The following is a 21,656-nucleotide window of genomic DNA, read 5'->3' on the forward strand; positions in this document are numbered from 1 at the left end:
GTTATTTTGTAATATCTTCTGCAGGAATTCCACTGTCATAATTCATCCACCATTGATCTTCAGCATTTTCTATTTGAACAATATCTTCTTTTGAAATTGATAAAAGATAATCTTTAATATTCTTTATTACATCAGTTTTAAAGAACTTACACATTTCTTCTTTCGTAATAATTTTATCTTGGCGTATAATAGCTTCACACCAAATAGAATGTGTATGTATTAAATTACGTAAATACGCAGCTGTATGCTCACCATAAAAAGAATAGACTTTATAAATTAATTCTTTCTGATTTTTGCTATAAATATCAAAATCTATTTCTCTAGGCGGAGGAATGCCATCATCTTCAAAATTACCAAATGTTGAACGTAAAGCTCGTACTACTGTTCCATGTTTCCATACTTCAATCTCTTCTGCAAAAAGTGGTCTATCAAATAAAGCAAGACTTATTCCTTGAGCAAAATATATTAGTTTTTGTAACTTTAGCTGGGTTAGGGTATCGCCGGCTTTTCTATCTACTAAAACTAAAAAATAATTAGCTATATCCAAACAACTAAGTATCTTGTCTCTTTGTTTTTTATTCATATACCCTTGTAATTTGGTAAAATCTTTGCTTTAGCATAGATTTTTAATATACTAACTGGATAAGGCTTATCGACCTTAAAAGTCACATCAATATCAGTTTTAATTTCTCCGTGCATAATAAAATTCACCCAGCCTGATTGGTAAGGAGTGGCAAATAAGTCACATACTTCTTTAGTAGCTGTTGATGTTGTTAAATATTTCTTATCATTCACCAATCTAATCAACGCATCACTATCTACATATCTACTATTAATATGTTGCCTGTCTATTTGTCCATTATCTAACCTTTCTTCAATATAACCACCTTTACTATTAAAGACTTTTAATCCTAATTCAGCGTCTTTTTTCGGAGCATGCTCGTATTCATCCGGAAATATCAGAGGAAAAGTCTGTAATATTGAAGAATAAGGAAAGCCTACCGACAAATGTCTTACTGGATGTTTTAGCTTAATCAGCTCATTATCGATAATCCTTAAATCATGTAATTCCTCATCACCAATAATAGATACAGCAATTTTCTGAAAGATTGGTAATATAGTGGCAATATTGATTTGCTGGAATGATGGTAGGCAGTTACGAGCTATACTACTTAATTCATACCCACCAATATCAGGAAATAGTTTTTTAAAAACTGGAAAATATCTTTTTGATAATAGTAAATATTTCTCTAATTTTATACTCTTCTCATCTTCAAGGATATCTTTCAGTAAAGCTGGATGAAAGCTCGGCATAATTAACTGACAATACTCAATAATGTTACGCTGCAAATAAGCTAGCTCTTCTTTGAGTTCTTGCATTTGCTCAAATATTCTATCCTCTAATAGGTCAGTATAACCTTCTTTACTATATACCGACGCTCTAGAGGACGATAATGAGGACTTACGATCTCTGCCCATTATCGGGGCAATTCTGTTTAGTACTTCATCTACAATTCCATCGATAGTTTGACTAAAAATATCAGATAGAATATATTCCCTAATATCTTTGCTTAATGGTTTATCGAGTATGATACTCCTTAAGCATTCAACTATTTCTTCTCGTCTTTTGGAGTTACTAAGTTCATTAATCTTGTTATCACTATGTATTTGTTGTAGCTTATCGATTAACTGATTAGTAATGCTTGATAGTTTATTGTCTAGTTGCTCTTTGCTAGTATGTCGGTCTAAATCTACTATTTGTTGGTTAACTAATTGTTTAACCTGCTCACCAAATATATATTTAGTCAGTTCCGGATGAGCGATATTTAGCAATTCTGGGTAAAAATCTACTGCAGTTTTGGCAAAAAACTTTTGTAAATTAACTAGCAGTCCGGATTTTTTATCACTATCCTGCTCGGCATAATATAGCAATATTTTCTTATTGAGGTGACTAACCGCTAGTCGCATTTCTTGTATCTCTCTACTTACTTCAAATTGTAGTTCAATATTCTGTTTGGCAGTTGCCATAATATCTTGCACCGTACCAGCAATAAACCTGATTAACTCAGTATTTAACTTTTTTATTTGCAGGCAAATAGTTGGACAAAAAGAAAAAGCACTATTAGGCAGATATTCCATCAAACCACCATCTCTTAAAATAGCTGGTACATCTATTTCATTTAGTAGCTCCACGGCTTCAATAATATCACCACCAAGCCGCTCACCGTCATATAATAATTGCTCGATTGTAACAAAGCTTTCAGGATTATTTAAAAATAGATTGTCTAACTCCGCATAAATACGCGAGAATATTCGATGATAGGCAAAAGATACCGCCAAAATATTCATAATCTTCGGTAAATAATTTTTATAATATTTTTGTAAAAAATTCTCTATCTCTGCTCTATGTTCATCATAATTAGCAACTAGCCTATTTTTGTATTTAAAACAATCACTAACATTATCTAGCTTAAGTCTTAGAATAGTTTCTGCTTGAGCTTGTACAATATGCTCTAATTTTGTTATATCACCTCTAAACTCATAAGCACTATCGTCTTTTAATGCTTGTATGATTGAGCGGTAGGCGGCATTCTCTCCGGGCTGTTGGATATTTACATGACAATCGGCATATACTGCTTTATCAGTAACAAAATTCTTAGCAGAAAAATAACGAGTTTGCAGCACTTCTAGATATTCCTTGCTGCTTCTACCAGTATCATCACTTCTCCGAACATGCAAATATAACATATCGCTACTCTCAGCATAGATTGGCGTGATGCCTAATACTTGACCATTGCCACCCAGCCAATGTTGTGACCAGCCCATAATTTTTAAATCATGCGAATAGATGAAACTAGCAAAAGAGCCATTTTTTAGCACTGCCACTACCATTGAAAATGGGCTATTACAGCCGACAATTTGTCTAATACCACCAGCAAATATATGTTCTGCATAGGCAGTAATGTCCGATATCTGAAAACCGCCTTTTTCTTGTGAATAATACAAACTATTTATTTTACAGCCATTACCTTCAACAAAGAAGATAGTCTTACCGATTACTACTGGTTTCAGTGGTGATATTGGTAGCTCAATCTCTTTATGGATTTTGACAAACTCTCCCTTCGCTCGATCTCCTTCTTTGACTAAATAAATGCCATCACTAGTACCTAATAATAATTCATCAGCAAAAGGTACTGACCACAGAACATTATCAAAGGTAGCTGAAGAGAAAGTAGCAGAAAAAGCGGTTAATGGATTTCGTGCTTCTAGTAAAGTTCTGTAAGCCATTCGAAAATCACTGAAATCACCTTTGTAGCTTGCCCAAATTGAGTGGATGTTGTGATTAGCACCAAAACACCATAGTCGGTTCTCAAATGTAACTACTGAGGCACAGTATAATTTCTCCGACGTGGCTTGGTATATATTGCTTTGTCCAGCTGATAGGTTAGCCGCTCGTTGATGAATAGCTTTTAGCTCATCGTTAATTTTGTCTACCTCTGCTCCGTAGATTACTTCATTAAAAGGTTTTTGTATTAAGCGATCTCTTTGGTCACTTCGTCCTGTCGAAAAATAGTTAACATGACATTTCAATGCTTCAATGATAAACATCTTATCTTTGTTAGGGAAATTGCTGGCTAGCTCATAGCTGCTACTGGACGCTATCTCAGCTCTTTCACCATATTCTACCTGTCTCTTTCTTGCCTGCTCTTCAATATGTTGGTAAAATTGCTCGACAATTTCCGGGTCAATGGAGAATTTAAAGATTGGTTGCTTCTCACCAAAGGAAATATAAGCAATCCCTTGAAAAACTACGTAAGAAAAATCTTTAGGACGAAAATGAAAATTTTGCCCTTCATCCTGTATAACTTTACTAGTTAACAACAATTCACCACCAACAAAGAATAAGCAACGAGTTTCTAGCTGATGCGATTCAAAAACCAGCAAGTAGGATAATTTCCTTGAGAACATTACTGCTGCCATTTTCTTTGGCACATTATCAGTGAACAAGTGAACAAATTGTGTACCGTGTCTACGCATAATGCCACCTGATGGCAGCAGCATGAAGTTAATCAACTTCTTAACTCCGTTCTGATACAAAGCCAGCTCTGTCCTTCCCTCAATGGTTGGAGTTAGTTCACCACCTGAGAAGTTGTTTTTTTATGAATATACAAATTGCTCTTGCATAATCTTTAGTTACCAATAGTTATTATTTATGGTATAATCTATTTATAATTGTATGTCAATAATTATTTTCCTACTTTTAGATGTTTTTTAAAAAATCTTTTAATCTACGATATTTATATAATATTACCTGTAATTTTATAGTTAATCTAGATATGAAATTATAAATCACAACAAATTTTAATAATCATAATTTTCATGTGTCTTTCCTAAATCACCTATTACATCACTTGAATCAGCATCCTCTGTAGCTACATCAATATGAGATGGAAGTGTATCATTATTTTGAAGATTTACATCCGCTGTTTCATCGCATAATAACTTTTTTATATCTAGGTTATCACTTTGTTCTGCTATGTTTGCAGCTGTCTCTCCATTCTCATTAATAATATTTTTATCAGCTCCATAACGGAATAGTAATTTAACGCTCTCTACATGCTTGCTCTTTACTGCATATATTAGAGCCGTATTGTTATGGTTATCTTGTGCATCTACAGTATGCCCTTTCTCACATAACCGTTTACATAACAACTCTACTACATCTGTCCTACCATAGGCTGCTGCATATATTAGAGCTGTAGCACTGTCTTCATTTGCAACATCTAGCTTAGCTCCATACTTGATTAGTGAGTTAACTATGTCTGTATGACCTTTTTGAGATGTCATCATTAGAGCTGTAGTACCAGCTTTACTTGCAACATCTAGCTTAGCTTCATGGTTGATTAGTGAGTTAACTATGTCTGTATGACCTTTTTGAGATGCCATCATTAGAGCTGTAGCACCATCTTTATTTGCAACATCTAGCTTAGCTCCATACTTGATTAGTGAGTTAACTATGTCTGTATGACCTTTTTGAGATGCCATCATTAGAGCTGTAGCACCATCTTTATTTGCAACATCTAGCTTAGCTCCATACTTGATTAGTGAGTTAACTATGTCTGTATGACCCTTTTGAGATGCTATCATTAGAGCTGTATACCCCTCAACATTTTTGATATTTACCTTAGCGTCATAGTGTATTAGTAAATTAACTATCTTGATATGATTATTATTGGCTGCATAGATTATAGCTGTATTTTTATACTGATCTAAAAGATTTACATCAGCATTGTAAGAGCATAACAACCGAGCTGACTTGAAATGGTCTTCATTACTATTTGCACACCACATTAAAGCTGTAAATCCAACTACGCCTTGAGTATTTATCTAACCTGTTTTATATAAAACCCCTAGTGCATATGAATTGCATTCCAAAGCTACTTTCAGTATATTTATAAATGCATCTTTCTTTTGTATAATATCAATTTGCATATAACTATTCCTCATATAAATATTATTAATATATCAATAACTATTATAGCCTTACTAACAAATTTAGTAAAGAAGTTAGAAGTACTAGAATAGCAGGGTAATTTAAAAGTCGGGCTGCAAGCCTAATAGATAAAGGGAAAAATGCTTAATATGCACTCGATGTCATTCCCGCGTAGGCGGGAATCTAAAAAAATAAGCCTGAAAGACTATTAAGTAATATAGATCCCGCACCGAAGCAGGGATGACATCGATAGTGGTTAGATTTGTATCTATAGCAACTAATGATTGTGACTTTTAAATTACCCTGAGGGTAGGACAATTTATCACCAAAACGGAAAAGTCTTAGCCATACTACAATTATGACTAACCTTTTTAGGCTAGCTCTATATTATACTTCTCCTGAGTTAATTAAATTATAATCGGCAGAGTACAGCCTTCTTGTTTCTTCTAATTTGATCAAATATTGTTTCTTTAGTCCATCAGTAAACACACTATCAGAATACATAGCAAATGATACTTGTGAGGCTAAGGACAAAGGCGCTAATAACTTAAAGCTGCTTGGCACTTGTTGCCAAATAGTCGTATCGTTATTTAGTAAATTATCAACAATATTTCTGCTATAGTAAAACAGCGAGGTAAGTTTACCACCCTTAAAGTAAATCTTACCTGTTTCCGTATAAAATTGTAGATTAGATGGCACTATTACCGCACATTTAATACAATCATTAATATCCGGTATTTCAGTGAAGTTTTGTCTATTACCTTCGATATTATCGACTCTCCGTAAGGCAAATGACCATTTAACCATTAGCACAGTATCTTCAATAGCAGGATTAACAAACTCCTCACATAATTCTTCGGCTTTCGATATCCTGCCACCACCAATGCTACTAATACCAACATTTGACCCAAGTAGTACTACTGCCTTCTTGATAATCTCATATTTCATGGTAGTTACACTCAACTACAAATAATACAAATTTTCCATAAATAAATTTTGTAGTTATGCATCATCCTCATGCTCAATAATACCAACATCATCATCAACACCACCAACAATAGCACCGACAGCTGCTCTTCTTACGGCAAGCCTTTGTACTCTAGTAGCTAAATTATCGTTGGCGATTACTGCTAAATCATTTTCATTAATATCCTCTGTATTGTCACTATTCCGACATTGATTGCCAAACATCTGCCATGGCATTGTTATGCTATGCACACCTTTCTTGTGATTCACATCCTCTATTGCTTTCCACAACTCACCACGATGGCTGTTGCGGTCATAATTCTCTAAACATTTAATCACTACTACCGCTTGTTCATTATCACGGCTCGCTCCAAAAGCTTCACTATAATATAATACCTTGGCATAGTGATATTGTACTAGCTCTTCAATGCCCTTCTTATTAGAACCACTGACTGTGTTAAATCTTATAGCTCCTTCATTAAAAGCATAGCAATCCCTAACAGCATATCTAAATTGAACCGCATCCTCAGCATTATCAAATATACCACCCAACATCTCGCTAGTAATAAAGGTAAATCCTAAGAAACTATTAACTTCACCACTCACTAAAGCTCTAACGTTATTATAGTCATAATTGGTAATTTGCGGATCGCGTAACAAGTCGGAGATTTGATTGCTCGAACATAGTAAATACAATTTATCGTACATGCCAAAAGAGCTTTTTTTAAAGATATGATGAGCTTTTATTAGTTTATCAACAGTTAGTCCGGCTCTTTTCGAGTCAATGATGCCTCTGTTGCCAGCAACTGCAGCTTGAGCATTTAAGGTTAAATTAACATCAGTAACCCTAATTCCTACCGGTATCACATTATTAACTACATCAAAGTGAATCACATTGTTGCCTGTCCGTCCTGCTCTAACAGGACTGGCAAAAGCACTAATAATTACCCGGTCTTGTTGTCTACCCATTGCCCAACCTGCCATTTTAGGAAAATGTGAGGTGGGGTCGGTTAATAAGTTCAACTTATCATTTCTATCCATGGTAGCGTTCCAATGATAGCTTGATGCCGTCAAAAAGCGTCTTGAAATAGTGGGAATTTTAAATTCTATTTGTTCTAATCTAGCAGGGTCTCCATCATCAGCATAATGTCCATGTAAGCCATTATGATCAATTGGGTGTCTAGCTCTACTCTCCACCTCATGGGTAGTCATTGACTCAAAGCTAATTACCTCAGTATCCTGCGTACCATTAGTAACGCATTTGCGTAGCTTTGAACCTTCCTGTTGGATAACTAGGCTGATATTTTTGGCAAATTGTTCTTTAAGGCTATCGGTTATTTGTTCCATTTTTTATCTCCTCAATATTCTATCAATAGACTTTTTTAAAATTTCAAAGTCTAATATTAATCACTATTGTCCAGTGGCTCTTTTTTGATAGGTTATTGCGGATTGCAGCCTTAAGAGAGTTATCACTTACTTCTTGTTTGCATTATTTACTTATTGCGTTTTGTCATATGCGATTTTGTACAGTTCTTCCATACGTTTAACAGCTTGATTATGTCCTGTATGATCTTTACCATTCAATTTTACCATAAATTCAGTATCAGATTCAAGTCTATTAATTTCTTGCAATGCCTTATCTCGGCTGGTAATTGTTGGTGATTCATTACCAGTTACCAACGAATCGGATTTTAACGTTTCACCGACCCGAACTAATAAATCTATTAAAGCTGGTGAGTAGCTTGATTCTTCAATTAAACCAGCTAGTTCCTTAGTACCAAACTTAGACAAAGCTGCTTGCATTACTGTCATCTTACGATCGAATTCATTACCGTAATTGTTTTTCAGCAAATCAATATTTGCATTACGAGCTTGTTCGATGCCTTCTTGCTGCTGCTTCTGCAAATCCTGCGAGAAACCATACAAAGAATTCAGTAACTTCTCACCCTGCTTTTTAGACAGACCGCTTTGGTAAAACATCTCCTCATAACGAGCTATATATTCTTCATCTTCTTTGCTTCGTTTATCAGTATATTTCTTATCCTCAGGCAGCCCCATCCTAGAATAAAATTTATGCCACTCTTCATCAGAGCTGTCATCCTTTGGCACAGCAACTCGTTGATTCAAGCTCTTCTCTGCTTCCAAATAGCTCTGTGCCAAAGATGAAACATCTTTAAATTTACTCAATGACTCAGCTTTGCGGATGTCCTCAGGCATGTTAGCTAGCCAGTCGTTACTAGAGGTAGGGCTAGTTTCATAGTTATTAGCAGTTACTTCTTTGCTCATCGGCTTACTCTTTTCTTAACTCTTCTATTTCTTTTTTTAACTGTTCTATTTTTTCAATAGTTAGTTTTGTATATTTAACTATTTTTTCTATTGGCTCATTATCAATTAACATTTCTTTTGCTGTAGCTATAGCATTTTTTTCTTCACCTTTTTCAATACCTTTTTGCTCAGCTGAAACTATATAATCACGTTGTTTTAAGGACTCATTGACATATTTATTATAAGCTATACGTTCTTGAGTAGTCATTTTGAGAACACTAAGACGCTCAGCTACTTTCTTCATATAAGGTGACTTAAAATCATCTCTAACCTCAGCATGTTTAGCAAAATATAACCATTCATCCATTTCCTTTTTTATAATATCGTCAAAAAGTGGTACGGAAATAACAAAATATTCTGGAAATACATTATGAATATCCACTACCTTACCTTCTGTATCAGCAAGATGCAGGTCTATAGGATGTTCTCGATCGATTTCTCTAAAAATAGTCTTACCGTGATATAAAGGCGATTTCATCCCTGCATAAGCAAAATATATTAAGTTGATATGAAATACTTTCTTGATAGTAGTATAATCCTGACTAGCATAAATACTATCGACAATCAATCTACTAGTATTAAAACAAGCTTTATGGAGAAAGAGGCTAGTATATGTGCGATCTATTTCAACAATATATTTATGACCTTGTTGGTCTTCAACAATAACATCAGCAACGCTTTTCTTTAAGTCTTCACTTTCTTTATTACTTTCACTTTCAAGTAAGGCAATGATTTTTACTGCCGAATAGCCGCCAACATCTCTAAGTATCGCCGAAATAAAACCCTCGACTATCTCATAGTCACCTTTATTCTTGAGTAAATATTTAATTGCGTAGTCCAACGATATCAGCGGTTTACTGCTCATAAGTTATCCTCATTATAAAAAAATCTTTGTCTATTTAAAAAATACTTTTCACTATTGTAAACTACTAATTTTAGCACCATCAATATTATTAACTCCATCATCTTCTGAAGCCTGCGAGCATATATATAGGAACAACGCCCGATGTCCTTCCAAAAAGGCAGTGTACTCACTTTCTTGCCGAACAAAATTGCTGCGATATATGCCACTCATTTGAGCTAAATCCTCTAATATTATTTTACCATCTTCTCCACTAAAAAGCTTGCAATAAATTGATTTTAATTGTTCTTTTGTTCGTAAATTTGATGGGGATGATGATAGTTTCATGTACTCCTTACCCTTGTATCTGTTGTTGCTGTTGTAATTGTTGCATTTGCATCATCTTACGTTGTTGTCTGATTTGTAATACTTCTTGTTCACTCTTGAGGATTGAGCTTGGGGCTTCTCGTAGTTCAAAAAATAGTTTAAAACACTCATCCCAGTTAATATTATCATAAATCTCAGGAAAAAAGTTACTTATACCACTTCTTTGGAAAAAACCTAATACTTGTTCAACGCTGGCTATTGCTGATGTTTTCTGTACCCTAGATAGTGGTGAAACATATCCAATCTCTATCTCAGGTGGGCTATTTGCCCCCTCTAAGATCGGTACTCTGTTATATTTGATTAGTGTTTGATATATCGCCATAATTAACGGATTTAACAACTCACTCTCAATTCTTCCAACCATCGGGGACATTAAACGGTATTGTTCTTCCGTTCTAATTTGCACCTCAGTGGCAGTCATTTCTTTGTTTTCTTTCTGCATTCTGAATATATCAACATAGAATGCCTTAAATATAGCATCGCGGCATTGATTCTGCTCGATTTCAGTTGGTAGGATATTCTCCATACCAGTTAGGGGTATTATTTTATCCGCCATACCGTTACGATAGAAATTAACACTACCCGGAGTGGTGTAAAGAGGTAAGTAATAGCCATCCTTAGGCACTAATAATGGTGGGTCTAGTTGTTTTTGGGCTACTTTTAGGGTAATTTGTCTTAAACTATTGAGTAATTTAATATCAGGTAGCACATGATGAGCCGGAGCATAACCATATACTTCACCTTCTTCTTTTACCCACCGCGTGACAAAAAATGGAAAATAAGAATAGCCTGATTGACTGATAATTTTTTGTTCAGCGAGATAGATGTATTCTGAACTATAGGGCAGTAGCGATGAGCTAGATGTTGAAGGACTAGCTGCCGTTAATTTTCTACCTTTATTTTTCTGATTTTGAGCTTGTGGGCTAACTATGTGCAATATTTCTACTATTTCATCAGGATTTCGGGCTAACCTTTCTTTGAAAGGGGCAAAGTCTGACCATTTAGCTGATGCGGCTTTAATTGGCATGCTAAATAGTCGGTACATTATATTAACAAAACCAAACTTATCCTCTTCAAAGTAACATTCCTGCAAATTAATATTACGAAAGAACAGGGTCTGTGCTAATTCTAAATCTTCTTCAACATAGAATATTGCAGTACCAAAGGCTGATAAATTCAAAAAAAACTGGTGAATTTGATTATAAAAATTAGAAGCCGGACTGTTGAATATATCCATTAAAGTTTTTTCTAGCATTTGGGCTAACATGTTGCGTTCAGCTGTGGTTAAATATTGCTGTTGCTCATCATTTTCAGCGACTATAGTAAGGTTAAACCAGTTCATTGCTGGGTTTACCAGCAAACTTTGTAAACCTGATGCTAGTTGCTCCCGTGACCAAATAGAAGTTGAGTCAAATATTACCTTATTGCTCTCAGTTTGTGGACAAACATATTTCTTCAGTTCATCCCATATATGATGCCACTTCTCCCGTTTAGTTTTGAGATTATCAAAATATTCAATTTTTTTGTTTAAATCATTATCAGCCATAAGCTGTCATCATATTTGTGTTGTAATTGGTACGTGTTGCGTTTGGGTTTATGGTTGAGTTTGGGTTTAAATATGGCGTACCCAGCTTCTTTGACACTTTCTTGAGTTTTTTGATAAACTCGTTATCATATAACACCTCATAGTTATACTTTTTACCGCTAGCTGCCGTCATACTAGGCAAACCAAGGGTTAACCCTTCAATATCCTTAAGCGACACGATCTTGCCAAGAGATTCATGTAACGGCGGCAAATCTTTTAATTGTGGCACTGACCGCATACCAAAATGTTCCAACGCTTGTTTTAGACCACCAAGCTCAGGTATGGCTCTTTTTTCTAATCCTGATGGACCGTATCTTGCTATTCGCGACAAATCAGCACCTATACTTGGATCATTGTTGTTAAGATTAATTCTTTCAAAACCAGCAAGTTTACGACTAATATCGGATCTGTTCATATAATGACCAATACCAACAAGCGGAGATAACATTTGGATTCCCGAACCTATCCCAGCAAGTATTGAACCCTCAGCAGCAATCCCTCCTAAGCCTGCCCCAAGTCCAAAAGTTAAAGCTGTTAGTCCCAATCCTTGTGCTAGCCCAGTATCTCTTGCAGATTTTTGATACTTACCAGCTCGCCACTCTAAATCTCTAGCATAGCTATCCAACTGGCTTTGAGCTGCCGCCCCATAACTTCTCAACTGGTTTTGCAGCCCTTCAGCATGCGATTGCTGCTTTGTATAATTAGCAGTGATTTGCTCTTGTCTGTTCTGTTCTTGTTTGTATTGTTCAATCATGCTGAGTAATTGTTGTCTAGCATTATCAAAGTTACTAGTATCCTGCAACAATCGATTTTGCTGTGATTGGTAGTTAGCAAGCTGATATTCAAGATTAGCTTTTTCCCTTGTTAGCTGTTGATGCTCTTTGGTGATGCTATCCATCGAATGGCGTATTTTGCTTTCTGTTTCACTACGTTGTTTTTTTAACACTTCAACGTCTTGCTGATATTGAGTAATATGGCTACCTGTTTCCTCTTCGGTTAAACCTTTCAAGCTTTCTTTTCGCTGGGCTACTTGATCATACAGGTTTTGAAACTGACCCGGTAATTGCTCTACCTCGCTTATCTTTGCATCAAGAGCAGGAGCTTTTTGTGTAAATGCTGCAAAAGCTTGTTTTAGCTGATCAGCTGATGTGACCAAACTAGCTCTTTGTGATTCTATGTTTCTTAAACCACTCTCATATTGTCTGCTATGGTAATCAAGCTGGTTTTGCATCTCATAACTTCTCATGCTAGCTTGATACTGTTGCTCCTCTAGAGAGTGTAAGCCCTGCTGAGCATGTTGCAATTGCTGCGACAAATTATTGATAGTATTTTGCGGGCGATGTGAGGTTGCTTATGAAATTGTTGAACTATGAAAATAGATTTAACCTGTTGTTCTACCAACAGTAGCCTACTGATACAAGCATTGAAGTGATTCACTGTTTGAAGCTATCAGGACAATGTACTTGGCTCGTAAGAGAGTTAAAACCGTGAGGGAATAACTAGACTGCTAGCATCAAACGGTTAGAGGCTAGGCTTAAGTGGTATGGTTAATGTATATGAACTACTGATAAATGTCGTGACCATCAAAGAGCCAAAGATGCTGACAGGCTCTGCCCAAAAGGGGAAGTGATTTGGTTATTGTGTTACAAAATCGCAATACGTAAACTAAACGATCACCGGCAGACAGGTAGAACCTAACTCATTTACTGTTACATAAGCAAAACACAGTAAGCCTGTATCTCTTCCCTTTAGGGAAGGTGAATCGTAAGAGGAGCTGATAGAGGTGCAGGTAGAGGAAAGACGGAGAAAGCAAATGCTGTTTTGTAATGAAGCAGATAGGGATTGAAACATTATTCCACGCGAAAGCGGTCAGACTTCCGTTGTGGTCTCTTATTACGAGAGAATTTGATGAAACTTTTAAAGGAGGAAAGCAAATGGTGGTTGTAAGTCAAATTACAGCTAGTGCGTCTACTGATAATGATAGGAATTGGCACAATATTAATTGGTGTCAATGCAATAAAGTTGTTAAAAGTCATCAAGTGCGTATCGTAAAGGCAACGAAGGAAGGTAGATGGGGTAAGGTTAAAGCCTTACAACGCTTACTAACCCACTCTTTTAGCGGAAAAGCTATTGCTGTGAGAAGAGTGATTGAGAATCGAGGAAAAAGAACTGCTGGGGTAGACGGAGAAATCTGGAACACTCCAGAACTTAAATCTCAAGCAATTACTAACTTGAAGCAACATGGTTATAACCCAGCTTCTCTTAGAAGGATTTATATACCTAAAGCAAATGGACAACGTAGACCTTTAAGTATACCTACTATGAAAGATAGAGCCATGCAAGCTTTATATAAGTTGGCGTTAGAACCAGTTGCGGAGATAACAGCCGATAGGCATTCTTATGGTTTTAGACCGGAGCGCTCAACTGCAGATGCAATACATCAATGTTATATTGTACTATCTACAGGAAAATCTGCTCAATGGATATTGGAAGCTGATATTAAGGGGTGCTTTGATAATATTAGTCATCAATGGCTTCTTGATAACATCCCAATGGACAAAACTATATTAAAGAAGTGGCTAAAAGCTGGATATATGGAAGCTGGTAATATCTATCCTACTGAAACTGGTACTCCGCAAGGGGGCATAGCATCGCCATTACTTGCAAACATGGCACTGGATGGGTTAGGTAAATTATTAGCTAAAAAGTTTCCGATGAAAATATCCTCAAGAAAGCCAACTCATAAGATTAACTATATAAGATACGCAGATGATTTTGTTATCACAGGCATATCTAAAGAGCAATTAGAAAATCTTGTTTTGCCGATAGTTGAACAATTCTTGCAAGAGCGAGGACTTGAACTATCAAAAGCTAAAACTAGAATTACTCATATTGATCAAGGCTTTGATTTTTTGGGGCAGAATGTACGCAAATATAATGGCAAATTCCTTACTAAGCCATCTAAAACTAGCTTACAAACTGTCATAAGAAAAATAAGAAAAGTGGCTAAAGATAACAAGATGATTAAACAAGTTCTATTGATTACTATGCTCAATCCCATTATCAGAGGTTGGACATTGTACCATAGACATATAGTTGCTAAAGAGAGTTTTAGTAAATTAAGGCATGAGATATTTAAGATTTTATGGCGATGGGCTAAACGTAGGCATCCAAATAAGAGTAGTAGTTGGGTTAAACATAAATATTTTAAACTTATAAATGGCGATACTTGGAGGTTTGCTTGTGAAGGTGTCAAACCAAAATCAGGTGAAAAAACCAGTAATCTATAAGTTAGTTGACCCAGCTAAACTTCCTATTAAGCGACATGTAAAGATTTTATCTGAAGCTAATCCATATGATAAAGAATGGGATGGTTATTTTGAGAAAAGATTAGGACATAAAATGTATAACTCTTTAGCAGGAGACCAGACATTGCAAAAATTATGGAATAAGCAAGAAGGTAAATGTCCGAATTGTAAGCAAGTAATAACTCTAGAAACTGACTGGGATATACATCATATCATTCCAAAGTCTAAAGGTGGAGATAATAGGAATTCTAATTTAATGATGCTTCACATTAATTGTCATAAACAAGTTCATAATCCGAGATTCAAATGTTGAAGCTGGTTCTAAAGAAATTGGGCTTAAAGAGGCTTGAGCCGTATGACGGGAAACTGTCATCACGGTTACAACAATGTTGCACACTGATATTATTTGTAAAAGTAAAGACTTGATCTGACAGTTTGGAGTTGTTGGGTACGAAAATATCGAATAAAATCGTACCCAGCAAATTTTAACAACCTCTTATTAAGGAGACTGTCAGATGACAACATATCAAGAAAAAATCATAAAACCAAGAATTGGTTTATTACAATTAGCAGAACAACTAGGAAACGTATCGCAAGCTTGTAAAGTAATGGGCTATAGCAGAGATACATTTTACCGCTATAAGGAACTGCATGAGCAAGGTGGAGCAGAATCTTTGTTTGAGATGACTAGAAAGAAGCCATGTTTGAAGAATCGTGTTCCATCTAATATCGAGGATGCAGTAGTTAATATAGCTGTTGAATTTCCTGCTTATGGTCAGGAACGTACTGCTAATGAATTACGTAGGAGAGGTATCATTATCTCTGGAGGTGGAGTAAGGTCTGTTTGGCTACGTCATGATCTAGAGAATTTCAAAAAACGTCTAAAAGCATTGGATGCTAAAGTTGCAAATGATGGTATTATTTTGAGTGATGCACAACTTGCTGCACTTGAGAAAATCAAGAATAAACGTGAAGCAACTGGTGAGATTGAAACCATGCATCCTGGTTACCTTGGCTCTCAAGATACCTATTATGTTGGAAACATTAAAGGCATAGGACGTATCTACCAACAAACCTTTGTAGACACTTATTCTAGGGTAGCTATTTGTAAGCTTTATACCGAGAAAACAGCTATTACTACAGCAGACCATTTGAATGATAGGGTTATTCCATTTTTTGAAAAGTATAATATCCCTTTGCTTCGAATACTTACAGATAGAGGCACGGAATATTGTGGTAAACCTGAGAATCATGCTTATCAACTATATCTTGGTATTGAGAATATAGATCATTCTAGAACTAAAGCATATAGTCCTCAAACTAATGGTATATGTGAGCGTTTTCACAAAACTATGCAGGAAGAGTGCTATCACATTCTATTCCGTAAAAAGCTCTATAATACATTAGATGAGTTACAAGCTGATATAGATACTTGGCTTACAAATTATAATAACGAAAGGTCTCATTCAGGTAAACATTGTTTTGGTAAAACACCAATGCAAACTTTTAGAGATTCACTTTATATTGCTAAAGATAAAAATATTAGTAATATAGAGAGAATATCAGACAACTTGGCTATTACTTATCAAGCTGCCTGATTATTACTTATTGTCAGATTAAGTCGTAACTAGTACATACTCAGGCAATTTGTTTACTTTAATACACAACATTGATTTCTTCACTTCCAATTTCGATTCTTTTCACCACACATCTAATCATATTTCGTTTACCATGCCAATCCAATTTGTCAAGATTCTCATCAATTCCGACTGTAAAATTCTCTAAATTAGTAACAATCAACCCTATTTCTTTTGTTAAAGTTTCTTTCTCAACTAACAGAAATATAAATCCAATCTTCTTTATCCACAGAATACCTAGATGAATTGTTTTTTGGCTGCTCGCTCGAATCTCTTCGTGGTCTTATGTAGGATAATCTTACTCCAGTTTTTCTTCTTCCAAATGCAGCTTACCCTTTATAGGTAGGATTTTTTAGCATGTACCAAACCGTACTTCTATCCCACCACATTTTGCCTTTCTTGGTCAAAATCTTATCCTTATTTAACAGGCGTATCACTTCTCCAATGGTTAGGCGATCTTTTCCAACCCAGTTGAACATTTTTCTTATAATTTCTGCTTCATCATCAATAACCTCAAAAGAGGCTTCTCCCTGACCTGTATGTTTGTCAATATAACGATAACCATAGGGTGCAACCGAAAGTACATTGACAGAACCTCTTTTTGCTGCATGAATTTTTCCCCGGCGATGTCGCTCCATAATTTTTGAACGTTCATATTCAGCAATCATTCCCTGCATTTGTAATAATAACTGTGACTCTGGATTTTCATTCGATTTTTGAAAATTTAAGAAAACAACGTCCGCACCATACCTCTCAAATTCTTCTATTAAAATCATTTGGTATGCGTATTTTCTCGATAATCGATCAGGTGAGTGAATGTAAATTTTGTCTATTATACCTGCTGCAACTTGATCACGTAGTTTTTCTAATGCGGGGCGAACAAGGTTTGAGCCACTATAACCATTATCAATAAATTGATGCTCGTCTAATAGAGGTAAACTATCAGCAATTATTCTCGATTTTAAAGCTTCTACTTGACTTGCTACTGTATTTTCTTGAGCTTGTTTCTCCGAAGATACCCTTGCATATAATGCTGCTGTTATCATTTTAAATTTTCTCGAAAAATGGTTAAACAAGGTTTCAATTCAATATTCATTTCAGATTCTTTATTTTTCACTTTATACTTTTTTCTAGGTAATAATTTTTCATAAGCGTCTATTAAATTGTTTAACGCTAGTCGATTTGGTTCATAGTTGTTAGATATATACCATTTTTTTTCACTTCTTTACTCCATTAAATTTAAACACGGATACACGATTTTCAGAGTAGAACTCAATGAATTAACTTCATAAGTAAATTTTTTCCCTAGATTATTGAATGTAAAAGCTCGTGGAATAATTTGCATGATTTCTAGAGAGTTTGCAATATTATTGTAACTGTATGTACGGTTCTTAGGGGACAGAGAAAATGGCAACATTTTCTCTATTACCCGACGCTTCACTCGCATAACTACTATAACGATCTCGTGATTCATTATAGAGACGCTTCTGTCTTGATGTATCAGCTCCAGTAATGTACCTGTTCCTAGATGCACCAACCGCTAAAGCACTAAGTCCTAGTAAACCTAATATTGGCCACATATATTACTTTGCCTTAATTATTTATTAATTACCATATATTAATTATTTCACCATCAATTCTTGCTTCTTCTGCTCCATCATCTTTCCAACGCATTGTAATCATTCATTACTTGACGATATTGTAATATATTATATTGCGATTGCTGTTGCTCATTACCAGTTTTTACATCCATCGCTAAATAACAAAAGCTCTCGGTTATATCAGTTGCTCTAGATGAATTAGAATGCACTCCTCTTTTGGTAGCATCAAACTCGAAAAGTCCGTTAATGCCACGTTGACATTTTTGGGCGTCGATGCGGCATTTACCCAGTAGTATTCTTGCCTTGGTTATCATTTCTTCCCGTAAATATTTCCTACCAATAGCAAAAGGCGAGAAGCCTACTTTCTCTGCTACCTCATTAGCTTGTTGTAATCTTGTATCCAAAGTTGGCATTTGTCTGCGACTCATATCATGGGGCAATACGTTACGTCCATATTGATACGGTCTAGTCCTTAAATGGGTCAAGTAAAACTCTAAATCTTTACCTCGATTCATGTAAAAGTCGATAATATCTATATAGTCTTGTTTCTCTTGGACAAACCAAATTACCGTATAATCAACAATCCCTATATCCCAGTAAGTATGAACCTGATAGGCTGGGTCATATGGCACATAGCCTATACGTCCTTCTTCTTCAGCTAGCCGTAACTGTTCAACAAAAGTACCACCTTGATCAGCTCTCTTATAACGATAGGCTTCAAAGTCACAATAAAACTCTCGACGAATTTCCTCTTTAGTCATATCGACAGAACCAAGCTTGTCTTTGTCAACTAAAGGCTTCCCGTCATTGTCGGTAGTATCTTCGATAGTTTTTATTTGGCAAAATACTTCCGGACTATCTTGGTATTTCCGGTATAATTCTTCACCATGTACAAGTTTTGGATTATCAGAAGGGGTATACAAATAAAGCAACCAGCCATTATTACGAATTACCATCGGCTCTATAACGCAACTCATAGCTCGTGGATCATGATAAGAATACTCTGAGATAACTGCTCCTTTAATACCACTACCCCTGATAGTGGCATAACGATCGCTACCAACAAACTGAATCACTGAACCATTTTTAAATAATATCCGTTGCTTATATTGCTGACTACGAGCAATAATCCCTTTAGGAATAAATGACATATAAGGACGCCCCGATAATGTCATACCATCCCATATGCTCATTTTAGCTTGATTATAGGTAGGATAGACATACCAATAAATGCCAACTTCTCGAATAGCACTAGCAGTGATCCAGTTAATACCCATAATATCCTTACCAGCTCTTCTATGCCAAATGGCTATAGCTTTCTTACCACCCGAGTATAAATATCTCCACAAAGGCAACTGAAATGGATAGGGTGACCAATCCACCGGAAATTTAAGACTTTTAGAAGCAGAGCTAGAAACCTCTTTGCTGGCTTTAGCTTTACTAATAGTTTTCATCACTTTGGTCTTACTGTCCTTTGGCAAGTGCATATTCTGCTTCATACGATTCTATTTCAAAATTAGTTACATCTATCATCTTTGCTATTTCTCAGGCTTTTGCTGCCTGTTCAGCTTCATCACTATTTTTCCTATGGTAACTAGCATCATGCTTCCTTGTTTGATATTTCTCCGAATTAGCTTTAAGATATTCCAGCAACGACTTAGAACAATATTTTTTCTTAGTAGCAATTGCCTGATTATCCTTGTTATAAGTCACTTCCTCATAACCGTTAATTGCCCTATCATATAACACCCCTTCTGCTCTATCTACCGCAATGGCTAAAGCTAAATTGACGCATTTTGTTAAATATTTATCGCTATTAATAACTCGGTGCAACCTAAGTGGTGAAATACAACCAGCCTTCTTAGCTGCAATAACGATGTTACCATGTTCACAAAGATATAATAGGAAATTAGAGATATCATCTATTGAGCCAAACTTACTAATGGTACTAGATGATATCTTTGCTAAATATTTTTCAAACAAACCATAATTTTTGTTCATGTACATCTCTTTAAAAATTCCTTATAATTCCCTTTATTATAGCTGATTTTCAGGTTTTTTGCCAATTAATTAATTGAAAATATCCCCCTTATATTTTGCAGTGTATCTCAACTAAAGATTACTGTCAACACTTTATTTTCTATTTTTTTGTCAATTTTTTTAAAGATATAAAAAATTGACAAAAGTGAAAATTTTTAATAACAAGTGATTAATTACCTCAAAAAAATTTTTCGCGTGACGCCCCCTATACCCCATTTTGCATAGCTACCACCCCCCGGGTGATTCCGCGAACAATTTTTGCCAAAAAATGTAAAAAAGTGACAAAATTTGCTAAAAATCTTGGCAAAATAGCTATAGATGGTGAATTTAGTATAACCCCACCTTCTTCATAGGAAGATAGTGATGTATCCACAAGGTGCATTACTCTCATCTTCTCTAAGTTCAAATAACCTTCTGTAGTGTTTTTATAGTGTTTTCAACCCTAATTAAATAATTCTTGATTATTATTAACTTATTTGTAATCATTTTTTTCTCGCTTAATACAATTAGTTTCATCAACTTAACTACCAATTCAAACTTTCGTTTGTTATTGCAATAATACCTTAAAATTTCACAAATACAGACTCGTATAATAGCGTTATTTGTTTTTAACATCTTTCTTTAGCTAAAAATTAAAATCCTCTTATAAACATATTTAAAATAGCTTTAAGTGCTATTTGCCATAGCTTACAGCCCAGCCATTCTATCGACTTTCATAAACTCAAAAGTATAATTCAGTTTACTGCAAGCATATTCCAAATCTTTGCTGTACTTATTCTTAATCCAATCCCCAATAAAGGCAGTAGCTGGTTTGAGAATAAGCTTATTGCAAGTCGTATCTTCTTCAATTGCTTCTAACTTGCTAAACCAAGCTTTGTCCAAGTGTTCACCGTATAATTTTAACAAATATTTCCTTACTTTGTACCACACGGACTCTGGATTTAGTCCACTTAGCTCTAAATCATAATCCGATACCTCTCTTTTGTTGGTAATACGCAATTGCTGAACATCTTTGCCATATACCTCTGCTACTATCTTGAGCAATGTGCATTTGTCAGTTTCTGACAAAGAGATATCCGCTAGATCAATCTTGTATTCATCGTCACATACTCCAAAAAAACTGCACCTCTTCAGCAATTGATAAGCAGTGCTAGGCTGATGCTCAAAAGCTTCAACAATCTTACGTTGCAACTGATTCAGTGGTTTAACGCCCTTACTATCTTTTATTTTTTGCAAATAAGCTTTTCTTGTCTTAGTCTTAGTAGCATTGTTCAGATCGAAGTTAAAGTTTGGGTTATTTGCTACAGATGGTGGACGCCTTTCATGAATCAAAGTTATCTTCATGTAATTCAGTACTGCTTACTTGCAGGCAAAGAGATTATTAGGAGAGTCCACGCTATGTTTAATCAACAGCTTGTTGACAAAACTCAATTCGTAATTACGGCCTGTTGTCCTTCTAACAAACTGTTCTA

The 21,656-nt window shown here is 35.4% G+C and carries 19 protein-coding genes; 3 read left to right on the plus strand and 16 right to left on the minus strand.

Annotated elements, in window-relative coordinates:
• Window position 1: 1 nt before the first annotated feature.
• The 10 genes from AAGD45_RS06750 to AAGD45_RS06795 all read right to left on the minus strand — a co-directional run bounded on the left by AAGD45_RS06750 (window position 2) and on the right by AAGD45_RS06795 (window position 12,913).
• Complete coding sequence (locus AAGD45_RS06750; protein WP_341761152.1) at window positions 2-583, minus strand: Panacea domain-containing protein; 582 nt, start codon at window positions 581-583, stop codon at window positions 2-4.
• Complete coding sequence (locus tag AAGD45_RS06755) at window positions 580-4,098, minus strand: hypothetical protein (protein WP_341761153.1); 3,519 nt, start codon at window positions 4,096-4,098, stop codon at window positions 580-582. The genes AAGD45_RS06750 and AAGD45_RS06755 overlap by 4 nt, the downstream gene beginning before the upstream one ends.
• 264 nt (window positions 4,099-4,362) lie before the next feature.
• Window positions 4,363-5,352 carry an ankyrin repeat domain-containing protein gene (locus tag AAGD45_RS06760; protein ID WP_341761154.1) on the minus strand — a complete coding sequence of 330 codons (990 nt, stop codon included), beginning with the start codon at window positions 5,350-5,352 and terminating at the stop codon, window positions 4,363-4,365.
• 529 nt (window positions 5,353-5,881) lie between these two features.
• Window positions 5,882-6,442 (minus strand): hypothetical protein, encoded by a 561-nt coding sequence (locus tag AAGD45_RS06765; protein ID WP_341761155.1) that lies wholly within the window; start codon window positions 6,440-6,442, stop codon window positions 5,882-5,884.
• A 54-nt stretch (window positions 6,443-6,496) separates the two neighbouring features.
• On the minus strand, window positions 6,497-7,807 hold the full coding sequence (locus AAGD45_RS06770; RefSeq protein ID WP_341761156.1) for a phage capsid protein: 1,311 nt from the start codon (window positions 7,805-7,807) through the stop codon (window positions 6,497-6,499).
• Window positions 7,808-7,957: 150 nt separating this feature from the next.
• Complete coding sequence (locus AAGD45_RS06775; protein ID WP_341761157.1) at window positions 7,958-8,746, minus strand: hypothetical protein; 789 nt, start codon at window positions 8,744-8,746, stop codon at window positions 7,958-7,960.
• 4 nt (window positions 8,747-8,750) lie between these two features.
• The gene (locus AAGD45_RS06780) at window positions 8,751-9,650 is read right to left on the minus strand and encodes a PD-(D/E)XK nuclease family transposase (RefSeq protein ID WP_341761158.1); all 900 of its coding nucleotides are present in this window, start codon (window positions 9,648-9,650) and stop codon (window positions 8,751-8,753) included.
• A 51-nt stretch (window positions 9,651-9,701) separates the two neighbouring features.
• Window positions 9,702-9,974: a hypothetical protein gene (locus AAGD45_RS06785; RefSeq protein ID WP_341761159.1), complete on the minus strand. Its 273-nt coding sequence runs from the start codon at window positions 9,972-9,974 to the stop codon at window positions 9,702-9,704.
• Between the two features lie 7 nt (window positions 9,975-9,981).
• Window positions 9,982-11,559 carry a portal protein gene (locus AAGD45_RS06790; RefSeq protein WP_341761160.1) on the minus strand — a complete coding sequence of 526 codons (1,578 nt, stop codon included), beginning with the start codon at window positions 11,557-11,559 and terminating at the stop codon, window positions 9,982-9,984.
• Window positions 11,552-12,913: a hypothetical protein gene (locus AAGD45_RS06795; protein ID WP_341761161.1), complete on the minus strand. Its 1,362-nt coding sequence runs from the start codon at window positions 12,911-12,913 to the stop codon at window positions 11,552-11,554. The genes AAGD45_RS06790 and AAGD45_RS06795 overlap by 8 nt, the downstream gene beginning before the upstream one ends.
• Before the next feature lie 511 nt (window positions 12,914-13,424).
• On the opposite strand from AAGD45_RS06795, the gene ltrA reads away from it, so the two are divergent.
• The 3 genes from ltrA (at window position 13,425) to AAGD45_RS06810 (ending at window position 16,504) form a co-directional block, all read left to right on the plus strand.
• Entirely contained in the window at window positions 13,425-14,888 is a 1,464-nt protein-coding gene (gene ltrA / locus AAGD45_RS06800; RefSeq protein ID WP_341761162.1) for a group II intron reverse transcriptase/maturase, read from the plus strand.
• Window positions 14,848-15,219: an HNH endonuclease gene (locus AAGD45_RS06805; protein ID WP_341761163.1), complete on the plus strand. Its 372-nt coding sequence runs from the start codon at window positions 14,848-14,850 to the stop codon at window positions 15,217-15,219. Before ltrA ends, AAGD45_RS06805 begins: the two co-directional genes overlap by 41 nt.
• Window positions 15,220-15,421: 202 nt before the next feature.
• Window positions 15,422-16,504: an IS481 family transposase gene (locus tag AAGD45_RS06810; RefSeq protein WP_341761164.1), complete on the plus strand. Its 1,083-nt coding sequence runs from the start codon at window positions 15,422-15,424 to the stop codon at window positions 16,502-16,504.
• 368 nt (window positions 16,505-16,872) lie between these two features.
• On the opposite strand, the gene AAGD45_RS06815 is transcribed toward AAGD45_RS06810, so the two are convergent.
• The 6 genes from AAGD45_RS06815 to AAGD45_RS06840 form a co-directional block, all read right to left on the minus strand.
• Window positions 16,873-17,589, minus strand: a complete 717-nt coding sequence (locus AAGD45_RS06815) for a recombinase family protein (protein ID WP_341761165.1) — start codon at window positions 17,587-17,589, stop codon at window positions 16,873-16,875.
• Between the two features lie 345 nt (window positions 17,590-17,934).
• Window positions 17,935-18,123, minus strand: coding sequence for a hypothetical protein (locus AAGD45_RS06820; protein ID WP_341761166.1), 189 nt, complete (start codon window positions 18,121-18,123; stop codon window positions 17,935-17,937).
• Between the two features lie 77 nt (window positions 18,124-18,200).
• Window positions 18,201-19,643 carry a hypothetical protein gene (locus AAGD45_RS06825; RefSeq protein ID WP_341761167.1) on the minus strand — a complete coding sequence of 481 codons (1,443 nt, stop codon included), beginning with the start codon at window positions 19,641-19,643 and terminating at the stop codon, window positions 18,201-18,203.
• A 46-nt stretch (window positions 19,644-19,689) separates the two neighbouring features.
• On the minus strand, window positions 19,690-20,145 hold the full coding sequence (locus AAGD45_RS06830; RefSeq protein ID WP_341761168.1) for a hypothetical protein: 456 nt from the start codon (window positions 20,143-20,145) through the stop codon (window positions 19,690-19,692).
• 244 nt (window positions 20,146-20,389) lie between these two features.
• Entirely contained in the window at window positions 20,390-20,590 is a 201-nt protein-coding gene (locus AAGD45_RS06835) for a hypothetical protein (protein WP_341761169.1), read from the minus strand.
• A gap of 281 nt (window positions 20,591-20,871) precedes the next feature.
• Window positions 20,872-21,528: a DnaA N-terminal domain-containing protein gene (locus AAGD45_RS06840; protein WP_341761170.1), complete on the minus strand. Its 657-nt coding sequence runs from the start codon at window positions 21,526-21,528 to the stop codon at window positions 20,872-20,874.
• Between the last annotated feature and the right edge of the window lie 128 nt (window positions 21,529-21,656).

This window comes from Candidatus Tisiphia endosymbiont of Thecophora atra (assembly GCF_964026395.1).
In the GTDB taxonomy this organism is placed as follows: Bacteria; Pseudomonadota; Alphaproteobacteria; order Rickettsiales; family Rickettsiaceae; genus Tisiphia.

What these genes read in the sequence shown, in the direction of transcription:
- AAGD45_RS06750 (WP_341761152.1), bottom strand. Translation starts at nt 583, where the DNA reads ATGAATAAAAAACAAAGAGACAAGATACTTAGTTGTTTGGATATAGCT.
- AAGD45_RS06760 (WP_341761154.1), bottom strand. Translation starts at nt 5,352, where the DNA reads ATGTGGTGTGCAAATAGTAATGAAGACCATTTCAAGTCAGCTCGGTTG.
- AAGD45_RS06765 (WP_341761155.1), bottom strand. Translation starts at nt 6,442, where the DNA reads ATGAAATATGAGATTATCAAGAAGGCAGTAGTACTACTTGGGTCAAAT.
- AAGD45_RS06770 (WP_341761156.1), bottom strand. Translation starts at nt 7,807, where the DNA reads ATGGAACAAATAACCGATAGCCTTAAAGAACAATTTGCCAAAAATATC.
- AAGD45_RS06775 (WP_341761157.1), bottom strand. Translation starts at nt 8,746, where the DNA reads ATGAGCAAAGAAGTAACTGCTAATAACTATGAAACTAGCCCTACCTCT.
- AAGD45_RS06780 (WP_341761158.1), bottom strand. Translation starts at nt 9,650, where the DNA reads ATGAGCAGTAAACCGCTGATATCGTTGGACTACGCAATTAAATATTTA.
- AAGD45_RS06785 (WP_341761159.1), bottom strand. Translation starts at nt 9,974, where the DNA reads ATGAAACTATCATCATCCCCATCAAATTTACGAACAAAAGAACAATTA.
- AAGD45_RS06790 (WP_341761160.1), bottom strand. Translation starts at nt 11,559, where the DNA reads ATGGCTGATAATGATTTAAACAAAAAAATTGAATATTTTGATAATCTC.
- ltrA (WP_341761162.1), top strand. Translation starts at nt 13,425, where the DNA reads ATGAAGCAGATAGGGATTGAAACATTATTCCACGCGAAAGCGGTCAGA.
- AAGD45_RS06810 (WP_341761164.1), top strand. Translation starts at nt 15,422, where the DNA reads ATGACAACATATCAAGAAAAAATCATAAAACCAAGAATTGGTTTATTA.
- AAGD45_RS06815 (WP_341761165.1), bottom strand. Translation starts at nt 17,589, where the DNA reads ATGATAACAGCAGCATTATATGCAAGGGTATCTTCGGAGAAACAAGCT.
- AAGD45_RS06820 (WP_341761166.1), bottom strand. Translation starts at nt 18,123, where the DNA reads ATGTGGCCAATATTAGGTTTACTAGGACTTAGTGCTTTAGCGGTTGGT.
- AAGD45_RS06825 (WP_341761167.1), bottom strand. Translation starts at nt 19,643, where the DNA reads ATGAAGCAGAATATGCACTTGCCAAAGGACAGTAAGACCAAAGTGATG.
- AAGD45_RS06830 (WP_341761168.1), bottom strand. Translation starts at nt 20,145, where the DNA reads ATGAACAAAAATTATGGTTTGTTTGAAAAATATTTAGCAAAGATATCA.
- AAGD45_RS06840 (WP_341761170.1), bottom strand. Translation starts at nt 21,528, where the DNA reads ATGAAGATAACTTTGATTCATGAAAGGCGTCCACCATCTGTAGCAAAT.